General features: G+C 57.2%; 14 protein-coding genes. 11 read left to right on the top strand and 3 right to left on the bottom strand.

The features are described 5' to 3' along the window. The first annotated feature begins 27 nt into the window (after positions 1–27). The 6 genes from MHN28_RS01710 to MHN28_RS01685 all read left to right on the top strand — a co-directional run bounded on the left by MHN28_RS01710 (position 28) and on the right by MHN28_RS01685 (position 4,401). Positions 28–540 (top strand): OmpH family outer membrane protein, encoded by a 513-nt coding sequence (locus tag MHN28_RS01710; RefSeq protein ID WP_370645637.1) that lies wholly within the window; start codon positions 28–30, stop codon positions 538–540. A gap of 72 nt (positions 541–612) precedes the next feature. Next, entirely contained in the window at positions 613–1,086 is a 474-nt protein-coding gene (fabZ, locus tag MHN28_RS01705; RefSeq protein WP_239335309.1) for a 3-hydroxyacyl-ACP dehydratase FabZ, read from the top strand. Further along, entirely contained in the window at positions 1,083–1,868 is a 786-nt protein-coding gene (lpxA, locus tag MHN28_RS01700; RefSeq protein ID WP_239335307.1) for an acyl-ACP--UDP-N-acetylglucosamine O-acyltransferase, read from the top strand. The genes fabZ and lpxA overlap by 4 nt, the downstream gene beginning before the upstream one ends. Before the next feature lie 4 nt (positions 1,869–1,872). Further along, positions 1,873–2,667, top strand: a complete 795-nt coding sequence (locus MHN28_RS01695) for an LpxI family protein (RefSeq protein WP_239335305.1) — start codon at positions 1,873–1,875, stop codon at positions 2,665–2,667. After that, complete coding sequence (lpxB, locus tag MHN28_RS01690; protein WP_239335303.1) at positions 2,667–3,833, top strand: lipid-A-disaccharide synthase; 1,167 nt, start codon at positions 2,667–2,669, stop codon at positions 3,831–3,833. Before MHN28_RS01695 ends, lpxB begins: the two co-directional genes overlap by 1 nt. Next, positions 3,826–4,401, top strand: coding sequence for a hypothetical protein (locus MHN28_RS01685; protein ID WP_239335301.1), 576 nt, complete (start codon positions 3,826–3,828; stop codon positions 4,399–4,401). The genes lpxB and MHN28_RS01685 overlap by 8 nt, the downstream gene beginning before the upstream one ends. Positions 4,402–4,417: 16 nt before the next feature. On the opposite strand, the gene mnmA is transcribed toward MHN28_RS01685, so the two are convergent. Continuing rightward, entirely contained in the window at positions 4,418–5,563 is a 1,146-nt protein-coding gene (gene mnmA / locus MHN28_RS01680) for a tRNA 2-thiouridine(34) synthase MnmA (protein WP_239335296.1), read from the bottom strand. Positions 5,564–5,692: 129 nt separating this feature from the next. Between mnmA and MHN28_RS01675 the strand changes: the two genes are divergently transcribed. The 5 genes from MHN28_RS01675 (at position 5,693) to MHN28_RS24775 (ending at position 11,357) form a co-directional block, all read left to right on the top strand. Next, the gene (locus MHN28_RS01675) at positions 5,693–5,986 is read left to right on the top strand and encodes a DUF1153 domain-containing protein (RefSeq protein ID WP_239335294.1); all 294 of its coding nucleotides are present in this window, start codon (positions 5,693–5,695) and stop codon (positions 5,984–5,986) included. 81 nt (positions 5,987–6,067) lie between these two features. Beyond that, positions 6,068–6,784, top strand: a complete 717-nt coding sequence (ctrA, locus tag MHN28_RS01670; RefSeq protein ID WP_239335292.1) for a response regulator transcription factor CtrA — start codon at positions 6,068–6,070, stop codon at positions 6,782–6,784. A gap of 124 nt (positions 6,785–6,908) precedes the next feature. Beyond that, the gene (ligA, locus tag MHN28_RS01665; protein ID WP_239335290.1) at positions 6,909–9,035 is read left to right on the top strand and encodes an NAD-dependent DNA ligase LigA; all 2,127 of its coding nucleotides are present in this window, start codon (positions 6,909–6,911) and stop codon (positions 9,033–9,035) included. Then, a complete protein-coding gene (gene recG, locus MHN28_RS01660; RefSeq protein WP_239335694.1) occupies positions 9,032–11,122 on the top strand; it encodes an ATP-dependent DNA helicase RecG in 2,091 nt (696 codons plus the stop codon). Before ligA ends, recG begins: the two co-directional genes overlap by 4 nt. Positions 11,123–11,234: 112 nt before the next feature. Next, positions 11,235–11,357: a hypothetical protein gene (locus tag MHN28_RS24775; RefSeq protein ID WP_255731862.1), complete on the top strand. Its 123-nt coding sequence runs from the start codon at positions 11,235–11,237 to the stop codon at positions 11,355–11,357. Positions 11,358–11,543: 186 nt separating this feature from the next. Here the strand turns inward: MHN28_RS24775 and MHN28_RS01655 are convergent, their stop codons facing one another. Together MHN28_RS01655 and MHN28_RS01650 are read right to left on the bottom strand one after the other, a co-directional pair. Next, positions 11,544–12,182 (bottom strand): MarC family protein, encoded by a 639-nt coding sequence (locus tag MHN28_RS01655; RefSeq protein WP_239335289.1) that lies wholly within the window; start codon positions 12,180–12,182, stop codon positions 11,544–11,546. Positions 12,183–12,241: 59 nt separating this feature from the next. Continuing rightward, positions 12,242–12,694, bottom strand: coding sequence for an iron-sulfur cluster assembly scaffold protein (locus MHN28_RS01650; protein WP_239335288.1), 453 nt, complete (start codon positions 12,692–12,694; stop codon positions 12,242–12,244). Positions 12,695–12,739 lie beyond the last annotated feature (45 nt).

The following is a 12,739-nucleotide window of genomic DNA, read 5'->3' as shown; positions in this document are numbered from 1 at the left end:
CTGTGCGTTTTTTTGGCGGTGGCCTGCGTGGGCCCCGCTCAGGCCCAGCAGTTGGGTGTGCCGCAATCCAGCGTCCTGACGTTGTCCAGCGAACGGTTGTTTGCCGAGTCCGAATTTGGTCAGCGCGTTATGCAAGAGATTGAGGCCGAAGGCGTTCTGCTGGCCGAGGAAAACGAACGGATCGTTGCCGAGCTGAGTCGGGAAGAAAAAGATTTGACGGAAAAACGCACCGAGATGCAGCCGGATGAATTCCGGCCGCTTGCCGAAGCGTTTGACAGGAAGGTTCAGTCTCATCGCGATGGGCAGCGGGCGAAGCTGGACGCGCTGTCCCGCCAAAGCGAGGAAGCCCGACAGACATTTTATGAGCTGGTACAACCGGTTCTGATTGATCTGTTGCGCGAATCCGGTGCCTCGGTGGTCATTGAACGCTCTAGCGTGTTTCTCAGCTCTGACCGGACCGATGTGACCGACGCGGCAATCGCACGGATCAATGAATTGATTGGCGACGGAAGCCAGCTAGAAAACAGGGGCGACGAATAGGGTCGCTTGCCCTTGGGGCGTGGTGTTGCTAACCACGCGTCAAAGAGAAATCCATAACGGGACGACTGCAAGATGAGCACGGAAACCAAAAGCGCAGACATTCAGCTGATCCAGCGGATATTGCCGCACCGCTATCCGTTTCTGCTGGTTGACAAGGTGGTGGACATCTCGGGCTATCAATCGGCGGTCGGCATCAAGAATGTCACCATGAACGAGCCGCATTTCCAGGGGCATTTCCCGGGTACTCCGATCATGCCGGGTGTGACTATCGTTGAGGCAATGGCCCAGACCGCGGGCGTGATGCTGGGCGTTGGAATGGATGTAATCGACAGCGAACTGCTGATCTATTTCATGAACATCGACAAATGTAAGTTCCGCCGCAAGGTGATCCCGGGTGATGTGCTTGAAATGCATGTCGAGACCGTCCGTGGCAAAAAAGGTGGAAAGATCTTCAAATTCAGCGGTCGCGCCACAGTAGAAGGTGAAGTCGCGGCCGAGGCCGAATTCTCGGCCTATGTCGATTGGGACATGGAAAAAACGACATGAGCGGTATCCACCCAAGCGCAATTATCGAAGACGGTGCGCAGATTGGTGAGGACTGCATCATCGGCCCGTTTTGCTATGTGGGCAGCCAGGTAAAGCTAGATGACCGCGTCGAGTTAAAATCGCATGTCGTGGTTACGGGTGACACCGCTGTTGGTGAAGACACCGTAATTTTCAACTTTTCGGTCATCGGGGAAATCCCGCAGGACCTGAAGTTCGGCGGTGAAAACACCCGGCTTGAAATCGGTAAACGCAATCGAATTCGGGAACACGTCACGGTGAACACCGGAACCGATGGTGGCGGTGGCGTCACCCGGATCGGTGATGATTGCCTGCTGATGGCAGGTGTTCATGTCGCGCATGACGTCCAGATCGGCAATCGGGTGATTATGGTAAATCATGCCGGTGCGGCAGGACACTGCATCATCGAAGATGACGTGATCGTGGGCGGCATCTCAGGTCTACACCAATGGGTACGTGTCGGACGCGGCGCGATCATCGGCGCTCTGACGATGGTTCCGAATGACGTGATCCCCTATGGTCTGGTGCAGGCCCCGCGCGGTGAGCTTGATGGTCTGAACCTTGTTGGACTTAAGCGGCGTGGTGTATCTCGAGAGGATATCGCAGCCTTACGCGCCGCCTTCCGCGAACTTTCGACCGGCGATGGAACCTTCATGGAACGGGCACATCGGGTCGGAGTGGATAACGAAAGCGAATACGTTCAGCGGATCGTGGATTTCGTAACCGGACATTCGGACCGATCCTTCTTGACACCGGGGAAGTAGACCCATGCTGGCGCTGATTGCGGGAACGGGCGTATTGCCGGGCGAAGTCGTAGGGCAGTTGGCCGAGCGTCCAGTGATCTGCGCCATGGAAGGGTTCAGCCCGGATACTCTGACGCCGGATGTCGAGTTTCCACTGGAACAGCTAGGCAGCTTCATCGCTGACATCAAGGCGCGGGGCGTTACTGAGATCTGCATGGCAGGGGCCGTTGGGCGTCCGCCTATTGATCCTAGGCGGATCGACGCGGCAACGATGCCGCTGGTGCCGATCCTGCAACAAGCGATCATGTCCGGAGACGATGCTGCGCTGCGGGCCGTAATTAACATATTTGAAGAAGCTGGTTTTAAAGTGCGGGCGGCGCACGAAATCGCACCGAACCTGCTGCCGCAACTTGGGTGCTTGACGCAATCGCAACCGTCCGAGGCTGATCTGGCCGATGCGGATCGCGGATCCGCAATCGTGCGTGCAATGGGGGCCGCAGATGTGGGGCAGGCTTGCGTCGTGTGCAAACGACAGGCTCTGGTTATCGAAGGGATATTCGGCACCGCGTGGATGTTGCAGTCCCTGACGCAAAGACCGGATGCGGGCGGCGGCGTGTTGTTCAAGGCACCAAAGCCGGATCAGGATCGCCGTGCTGATCTACCCGCCATCGGGCCGGACACCGTGTCTGGAGCCGTAGCGGCCGGACTGTCCGGGATTGTGATCGAAAAGGGCGGCGTTCTTGTTCTTGAGAAAGACCGCGTCATCGCCGAATGCGACCGGCTCGGGTTGTTCCTGTACGTCCGCGAGCGGACGAACTGATGCGCGTTTTCATTGTCGCCGGTGAACCCTCGGGGGATCGGCTTGGCGGCGCATTGATGGAAGGGCTACGAACCCTTGTGCCGGATGTCGAATTCGACGGTGTCGGCGGCCCGTTGATGCAGGCGCAGGGCTTGGAAAGCCGTTTCCCCATGTCCGAGCTTTCGGTCATGGGTCTGGTCGAGGTCCTGCCCAAGTTCTTTCATCTCAAACGCCGGATTGCCGAGACGGCACAGGCTGTTCTGGATACCCAGCCTGACGTTCTGATCACCATCGACAGCCCCGATTTTTCGTTGCGCGTCGCCAAGCTGGTGAAGGCGCAAAGCGATATTCGAACCGTTCACTATGTTGCCCCCAGTGTCTGGGCCTGGCGTCCGGGTCGTGCGGACAAAATGGCAAAGGTCATCGACCACGTTCTGGCCCTGCTGCCATTTGAGCCACCCTACATGGAACGTGCGGGGATGGAGTGCGACTTTGTCGGTCATCCGGTCGTCAGCGAACCGGTGGCGTCAGACGAGGACATTCAGAAGTTTCGGGAAGCCCACGATCTTGGGCAAGCTCCAATCCTGCTGGCCTTGCCAGGATCGCGTCGGGGCGAGGTGGATCGTCTGGCGCCCGTGTTCGGTGAATCGTTAAGCCTGTATCTGAAAGAGCACCCCGAAACCCGCGTTGTCGTACCGGCTGTCGCCCATATTGTCGAAGCAGTTACCGAGCATGTCCAAAACTGGCCCGGTTCGCCGGTCGTGGTGGACCCTCGCCAATTGCCTTCGGACGAGGCTCAGTCACAGAAAAGGGCAGCGTTTGCTGCGGCTGAACTGGCACTGGCGGCGTCCGGAACAGTCTCGTTGGAACTGGCTGCGCAGGCAACGCCAATGGTGATCGCCTATAATCTAAACTGGCTGACCACGCTGATCGCAAAGCGCATGGTGGACCTGGACACGGTGACCCTTGTCAACTTGGTCTCAGAGACCCGCGCAGTTCCCGAGTGCTTGCTGGACGATTGCGAACCGGGCAAGGTTGCCGCGGCTTTGGCGGCCGTGTCCGCCGAACCTGAGGCGCAGCACAAGGCCATGGATCTGACGATGGATCGGTTGGGGCGGGGCGGAGAAGCACCGGGCCTGCGCGCAGCCCGTGCCGTACTAAAAAGACTGCCCGAACGCCATGATTGAACACATCCTGTTCGGACTCTCGGCCGCGATCGTGACCGTCTCGACCAATCTCGACAATCTGGTTGTTATGTTCGGATTGATCATGGTGATGGAAACACGCCGTGTGGTGATTGGGTTTGCTGTTGCTCAGACTATTGTGCTTTCGCTGGCACTGGTGATTGCCAGCGGCCTGGACCAAAGCGGATTTCTGAACTGGGTTGGCTACCTCGGGATTATTCCCTTGTGTCTGGGGCTTTATGGGATCTGGCAACAAATCAGGGGCACTGACAGCCGCAAGATGCCCGATACGGGGGCCATCACTTCGGTCGTTGCTCTGTTTCTGAGCCTTTCGATTGATACGATGGTAGCAATGACACCTTTATTTGCGGATTCCACCCCGGCGTTCCGGATGACGGCGTTGATCGGGGCGGCCTGCGCGCTTGCTGGTTTGATCAGTGTTGCAAGCTGGGGTGCGCCGCGAGCGCAGGTGCTGGGACCACGCTTCGCAAGGCTCGATCGGATCGCGCCTTACATCATGGTCTCCGTCGGACTGTATATTCTGGTCAACAGCCCGACAGACGTTTTGTGATCTGAAGGCTAGGGCCTCAGTAGCCGCGCCATATCCAGCCGCCACCAAAGATGCGGGAGCCTTCGTTGGCATAGAACACGCAGGCCTGACCCGGTGAGATGCCTTCCTCGGGCGTCAGCAATTCCACCTCGGCCGTGGTTTCAGACAAAGGACGAACAATCGCCTCGCGCGGGGGACGGGTCGAACGAACCTTGACCGACAAATGCCATTCTTTCTGCGAGGTGAAGGGCTCATCTCCCAGCCAGTTGATCTCACGCACGGGTACGGTCCGCGTCGCCAGCAATTCCTTGGGGCCAACCACGACCTGCTTTTTATCCACGTCGAGCTTCACAACATACAAGGGCTCGCTCAGCCCACCGATGCCCAGACCGCGGCGTTGGCCTATGGTGTAGTGAATGACGCCGTTGTGCTGGGCCAGTACCCGACCGTCGGAATGGACAATTTCACCCGGTTCGGCAGCGCCGGGGCGGAGTTTTTCGATCACGCTGGCGTAGTTGCCGTTCGGGACAAAGCAGATGTCCTGGCTATCAGGCTTATCCGCAACCGACAGACCATATTGCGCCGCCATCTCACGGGTTGCATCCTTGGAGGGCAGGTGGCCCAGCGGGAAGCGCAGATAGTCCAACTGCTCGGGCGTTGTCGAGAACAGGAAATAGGACTGATCCCGGTTCGCATCCTCGGCGCTGTGCAGTTCCGGGCCATTGGCGCCCATCTTGCGCTGAATGTAATGGCCGGTGGCCATGCAGTCGGCCTCTAGGTCCTGAGCCGTTTCCAGCAGGTCCTTGAATTTTACGCGTTCATTACAGCGAATACAGGGCACCGGAGTCGCGCCGGCCAGATAGCTGTCCGCAAATTCGTCGATCACGGCGTCTTTGAAGATATTTTCGTAATCCAGCACATAGTGCGGAAAGCCACGCTCTTCAGCAACACGGCGTGCGTCGTGGATGTCGATCCCTGCGCAGCAGGCACCTTTCTTGGCCAAGGCGGCACCGTGGTCATAAAGCTGCAGCGTCACGCCAACGACGTCATAGCCCTGATCGGCCAGATAGGCGGCGACAACGGAACTGTCCACGCCGCCGGACATGGCAACAACCACCCGCGTTTCCGACGGGGGTTTGGCAAAGCCAAGCGAGTTCAGCGGTGTCTCGGTATCGAGGGCCATGACGATTCCAGTCCGGGTTAAGAAAGACCGGCAGAATATAGGAAAATTCTACACACTCTCAAGGGGCGGTTTCACTCAGCATTAAGTAGGCTGTTGTCAGCTTTGTCGCAGCAGAAAAAGGGTCGAGAGATGTATTTGCACAAAGTCGAAGGGCCAAGGTCCGTAACCCTGCCGGATGGAACGGTTTTATCGCGTGCTGACCTGCCACCTGCCGAGACAAGCAGATGGGTCGCCTCGCGCAAGGCCATCGTGGTGCGTGGCGTTGTTTATGGGCTGATTTCCCTGTCGGACGCCAAAAAGCGCTATGGGCTGAGTGATGAAGAGTTCAATTCCTGGGTTTCCGCGGTCGCAGAACACGGAATGGACGCTTTGAAGGTCACGGCCTTAAAAAAATATCGACAACCTAAAGGAGAAAGTGAATAAATGATTCAACGGTAACATCAAGTTAACCATTTTTGATCAGGTTCAATTTCAATTGGTAATTGACCCGAATTGGAGCAGTAAATGCGTATACTTCTTGTCGAGGATGATCCCACCACGTCCAAAAGCATCGAACTGATGCTGACGCACGCCAACCTCAACGTCTACGCGACGGATCTTGGCGAGGAAGGCATCGATCTAGCGAAACTGTACGATTATGACCTGATCCTCCTGGACCTGAACCTGCCGGACATGAACGGGCATGAAGTGCTGCGCCAGTTGCGTATTGCACGGGTCGAGACACCGATCCTGATCTTGTCGGGCGCGGATGATACCGAAAGCAAGATCAAGGGATTCGGTTTTGGCGCTGACGACTACATGACAAAACCTTTCCATCGGGAAGAACTCGTCGCCCGTATTCACGCGATTATCCGCCGTTCCAAAGGTCACTCGCAATCAGTGATCCACACGGGGCGGGTCGCAGTGAACCTGGATGCCAAAACTGTTGAGGTTGAAGGCAAGCCTGTTCACCTGACCGGCAAGGAATACCAGATGCTGGAATTGCTAAGTCTGCGGAAAGGGACAACTCTGACCAAGGAAATGTTCCTAAACCATCTTTATGGCGGCATGGATGAGCCGGAACTGAAAATCATTGATGTGTTTATTTGTAAACTGCGCAAGAAACTCAGCAATGCGACAGGCGGCGATAATTATATCGAGACCGTTTGGGGCAGGGGCTACGTCCTGCGTGAACCTCAAAGCAACAACATGGACGAACGCCGTATTGCGGTTGGCGCCTGATCCAGGATGAGACTTGGTCGCCGGAGGTCCGGGGCGACCACCTCACTCACTGAACAGCACGGCTGGACCTGACCATGACCTCGCCCTATCACTGAGGTCCAAGACTACGTGACAGGGCGAGGCCATGAGCGATTTGATTCCGGTAAATGATCTGACCGAAAATGCAGCGCGTGCGGAACTCGCGCGGCTTGCTGATCTTATTTCGCGTGCGAACACGCTTTACCACGTCGACGACGCTCCTGATATCTCCGACGCGGAATACGATGCGCTAAAACGCCGGAACGCCGACATTGAGGCGCAATTCCCTCAGTTGAAGCGGTCCGACAGCCCCTCGGATCAAGTTGGTGCGCGCCCAGCCGAGGGGTTTTCAAAGGTCGTTCATGCGGTTCGTATGATGTCGTTGGGCAACGCGTTCAATGATGAAGACGTTGCAGATTTTGACCGTTCGATCCGGAAATACCTCGGGCTGGAGACCTCGACCCCACTGGAGTTCACCGCTGAGCCTAAGATCGACGGCCTTTCTCTTTCTTTGCGGTACGAACAGGGAAAGCTTGTTCAGGCATCCACCCGTGGCGATGGTGAAGTTGGTGAAAACGTCACCGCAAATGCCCTGACGATCTCGGATATCCCGCACAATGTCGAAAACGCCCCGGATGTTCTGGAGGTACGCGGCGAAGTTTATATGTCGCATGAAGACTTCAAAAAGCTGAACGAGCGACAGGCAGAACTGGGCGAAAAGACGTTTGCAAACCCAAGAAACGCGGCGGCGGGGTCGCTTCGACAACTGGATCCCAAAATCACCCATTCACGTCCTCTCAGGTTCTTTGCCTATGCGTGGGGCGAACTGTCTGAACCTCTGGCGGATACGCAATCGGAAGCGATAGAACGGCTGGCCAAGTTAGGTTTCTCGACCAATCCTTTAACGGCTGTGTGTGAGACGACCAGTGAGATGCTAAGTCACTACCGTAGCATCGAAGAACAACGGGCCACGCTTGGATATGACATCGACGGTGTCGTCTACAAGGTGAACGATCTGGCGCTTCAGGCCCGGCTGGGGTTCAGGTCCACGACCCCCAGATGGGCGATTGCTCACAAGTTTCCGGCCGAGCTGGCCTGGACACGGTTGGAAGCGATCGACATTCAGGTAGGCCGTACTGGCGCGCTTAGCCCCGTTGCGCGGCTGCACCCTGTAACCGTAGGCGGTGTTGTCGTGTCAAATGCCACTCTGCACAATGAAGACTATATTGCGGGTCGCGATGCAAAGGGGGGGACGATCCGGGATGGCAAGGACATTCGTGTCGGTGACTGGGTACAGGTCTATCGTGCAGGTGACGTGATCCCAAAAGTTGCTGATGTCGACATTTCGAAACGCCCTGAAGATGCGGAACCTTATGTCTTTCCTATGTCCTGCCCGGAATGCGGCAGTGATGCAGTTCGCGAAGAAGGCGACGCCGTTCGGCGGTGCACAGGTGGTATTATTTGCCCTGCTCAGGCCGTTGAAAAGCTGAAACATTTTGTGTCTCGCAAGGCGTTCGACATTGAAGGTTTAGGCGCGAAACAGATCGAAATGTTCTACGACGACCCCGATCTGCCGGTCAGAGCGCCCGTTGATATTTTCACGTTGCAAGGCCGGGACGCGACCAACCTGAACAAGCTGGCCAACCGCAAGGGCTGGGGCGCACAAAGCGCGGGCAATCTCTGGGACGCTATCGACGAGAAACGCAAAATACCCTTCGGACGGCTTTTGTTCGCGTTGGGCATTCGACACGTTGGTGAGGCGGCCTCAAATCTGATCGCCAACCATTATGGTGCCTGGTCCGACTTTGAACGGGCTGTCACCGCGGCTGCGAATTTCGAAGGCCCTGAATGGGACGAACTGCTGGGGATCGACGGCGTCGGAGAGGTTATGGCCCGTGCACTGGTGTCCTCTTTCGCTCAGGAGGCAGAGCGGTCCAGCATTGACGCCCTTGTCGAACAACTGGATGTGCAGGACGCGAAACGCCCGGACACTTCGGGCAGTCCGGTGGCAGGAAAAACGGTTGTTTTCACCGGCACGCTGGAAAAGATGACCCGCGCCGAAGCCAAAGCACGGGCCGAGTCCCTGGGGGCCAAGGTTTCGGGTTCGGTCAGCAAGAAGACTGACATTCTGGTTGCGGGCCCAGGAGCCGGGTCCAAAGCCAAGAAAGCCTCAGATCTTGGCATCAAGACCCTGGACGAGGACGAATGGCTGCAACTGATCGGCACCGCATGAGTGGCCGTCCCGAAGTTCTTTTTCCGCTGTTTGCAGGGCTCGAGACCCTTGACGGCGTTGGTCCCAAGACCGCTCAGGTCATGGTGCAGTCGGGCATCGAGTCTCCGCGCGACGTGTTATTCGGCCTGCCATATGCGGTCGTGGACCGGCGTCGGCGTGAATCGATCAAGGGGGCCGACCTGCCGACGACGTTAACCGTCGAAGTTACGGTCGGAACGCACAGGCCACCACGCAATAAGGGCGGGGCCTATAGGGTTCATGTCGAGAACTCGCAAACCGACTTCCAATTGGTGTTTTTCCATGCGCGCGGTGACTATCTGAAGAAGGTTCTGCCGCAGGGAAGCCGCAGAGTGATTTCTGGAAAGCTCGAACTGTTCGACGGAATGGCTCAGATGGTCCACCCCGATCACATGCTGCCGTTGGAAAATGCAGGTGACATCCCTGAGTTTGAGCCCGTCTATCATTTGACCCAGGGCATCACCCAGAAAACAGCATACAAAGCCGCCCGCAGCGCGCTAGCACGCGCACCGCAACTGGCTGAGTGGATTGATCCCGCTCAGGTTGGGCAGCAGAATTGGTCGGATTGGGCGACGGCCATTTCGGCAGCTCACAATCCGCAAGGGGCAGATGATGTTGCTGCGCACGCTCCGGCCCGCGAACGGTTGGCCTATGATGAGCTGTTTGCCCATCAGGTGACGCTGGCATTGGCCCGGCAGCGCGAACGTAAGGCGCGGGGGATCATGAGCGTTGGCACCGGTTCCCTGCAGGCCAAAGTTTTGCGCAGTCTTCCATACAAACCAACCGGCGCCCAGATACGGGCGATCGAGGAAATCACCGCTGATATGGCCTCGGACGCGCGCATGAACCGGTTGCTGCAAGGCGATGTCGGCGCAGGAAAGACACTGGTAGCCTTCATGGCGCTGCTGGTTGCTGTTGAGGCCGGCGGTCAGGGCGTGATGATGGCGCCCACGGAAATTCTGGCTCGCCAACACCTTGAGGGCCTGCGGCCGCTAGCCGAAGAGGCCGGGGTCGTTCTGGAAATCCTCACAGGCCGGGATAAGGGGGCCGAGCGGCGCGCCAAACTCGCAGCGTTGAAACAGGGCGACATTCACATCCTCGTCGGCACTCACGCGGTTTTTCAAAGCGATGTTGAGTTCCGCGCATTGCGTTTGGCCATCGTTGATGAACAACACCGGTTCGGCGTCCGCCAGCGGATGGAGCTTTCCGAAAAAGGGCAGGGCGCGGATGTTCTGGTCATGACCGCCACGCCAATCCCGCGCAGCCTGGCTTTGGCACAGTACGGAGACATGGATGTCTCTGTTCTGGACGAAAAACCTCCGGGGCGAAAGCCGATCAAGACGGCCATCATCAGCACCGAACGCATGGAAGACGTCGTGGCGCACTTGCGTCGGGCGATCAACGAAGGCCGCCAGTGTTATTGGGTTTGCCCGCTGGTCGATGAATCCGAAGTGTCGGACCTGACGGCCGCGGAGGAACGGTTCAAACGCCTGCGCACTGTGATGGGAGAAGGCATGGTCGGTCTGGTTCATGGCCAGATGCCTGCCGCCGATAAAGACGCCGCTATGGCAGCCTTTCAGAAAGGCGAGACAAAGGTATTGGTTGCCACAACAGTCATCGAAGTTGGCGTTAACGTTCCCAATGCCTCGATCATGGTGATCGAACGAGCCGAGATTTTCGGGCTGGCCCAGCTGCACCAATTGCGCGGGCGGGTCGGACGGGGTGAGGCGGACTCGACCTGTCTGCTGATGTATCAACCCCCTCTGAGCGAGGGCGGACGCAAACGACTGGAAGTCCTGCGTGAGACCGAAGACGGGTTTCGGATTTCCGAGACTGACTTGCAGATGCGCGGCGCAGGAGACCTGATCGGAACGGCGCAATCAGGGCTGCCTAAGTTCCGGATTGCGGATTTGGAACGACAGGCTGGGTTGATGGCAATTGCACAAGCAGATGCACGCAATATGCTGAGCAAAGACCCGAAACTTGGCACCGAACGGGGGCAGGCAGTGCGTGTTCTTTTGTGGCTTATGAAACAGGATCAAGCAATCCGTTTGATTTCAGTAGGTTAGCAAAAGTGTTCCCGTAAGTTCACAAATGTTCTCAAAAAGTTCTTTACCGACTCGGCGAAATATGAGAACAAAAGGTCAACAAAGGATTAAAACCCTGACCGGAGGTGAGACCATGCTGACCCAAATCAAGACTGCCATTAGCCGCTCGCAAGCAACGCTGTTGCAAGACGCTGCCGGTGCTGTGTCGTTGGTGGTCATGCTGGTGGTAGCCCTTCACCTTCCCGGAGCGTTCTGACCCTTTCTGCCTGCGATCTCGTGCCGATCAAACCGCGCTGTCATCCCCATTTCAGTCAAGGGTGACCTGCCTGTCCCAATTCCCTTGAAGGGGCCATGCCTCGGCCCTGCGCGGATATCCGGGTCCCACGCGAGAAACGCAATGCCTGCCGCCGCCCTTTCCGCCCGGAAGGTGCGGCGGTTTTTTTTACAATTGACCGGTTTTGAATATTTCCAGCATCGCGGAAAGTACGGAGTTCACTGCGACTGAAGCAAGGATCATGCCCATGATCCGGCTGATAATCGCCGCGCCGGAATGTCCGATCAGACGGATGATTGGTTCGGCCAGCAGCATCAAAACAAAGGCAATGGCGATCACGGATAGCATGACCAACGCGGTGATGCTCTGATCAGTGGCGCTGTAGCGGCTGTTATCCGTCAGAATAACCACTGCCAGCATCGCACCGGGAGAGGCAAGTGACGGCACGGCCAAGGGGAAAATCGCCGGGTTATGCTGGTGAAACTTGTCCTCCTGATCGTCTTCGGCTTCACGACGTTCGATGTCTTGTTTGCTTTCACCAAAGATCATCGTCAGAGCAAACAGGAACAGAATGATCCCGCCGGCGACCTGAAACGAGTTGAGTCCGATATCCAGCGCCTCGATCAGCCATTGTCCGCAAACCAGGAAAAACAACAAAACCCCGGCGCTGATAGCAGCAGCCAGCAAAGCCGTTTTCCGACGCGCCGCGGCTTCAAGCCCAGCCGTCACTGCGATGAACACAGGGATGGTGCCAATCGGATCAATGACTACCCAAAGGGTGACGAAGTGTTCCAGTAAATTATTCAAACCAATGACTCCCCCTGATTGGACAGGAGGTTAGATGGGTTTGAACTGAATTACCATGTTCAGGCGCAATTGGCCTGTTCGGCCTGCTCCATCGCCTCGGCAGTCGCATCCAGCGCTAGTAGAATCGAGGCGTGGCGGTTTTTGTAGTCGCGCGCTGGCATGAGGACTTCCAGACCGTCGAACGGGGCATCGGGGGGAGGGCCATCTTTCTTCAGCATGGTCGCCAATTGATCCCGTGCCGTTTCGATTTGCGCGCGTGTGGTACCAATCACGGCAGAACCAACAACCGAAGCGGACGCCTGACCCAGCGCGCAGGCTTTTACATCCTGTCCAAACTCGGCAACCCGACCGTCCAGAACCTTGACGTCCACCGTCACGGTCGACCCACACAATGGCGACCGCTTTTTCACGGTTGCGTCAGGGTTTTCCAGCCGCTCCAGATGCGGAATATCAGCGGCAAGCGCTAGTATGCGGCCGGAATAGAGCTTTATCAGGTCGTTCTCGCCGGACATGGCTTTCCCTCGTTGCGTGTTCCCCATACATAGTGAGCATCCACC

The organism is Ruegeria sp. Ofav3-42 (assembly GCF_022347725.1).
Classification (GTDB): Bacteria; Pseudomonadota; Alphaproteobacteria; order Rhodobacterales; family Rhodobacteraceae; genus Ruegeria.
The sequence above is the reverse complement of the archived record's forward strand: the minus strand, read 5'-3'. Positions and strand labels throughout refer to the sequence as shown.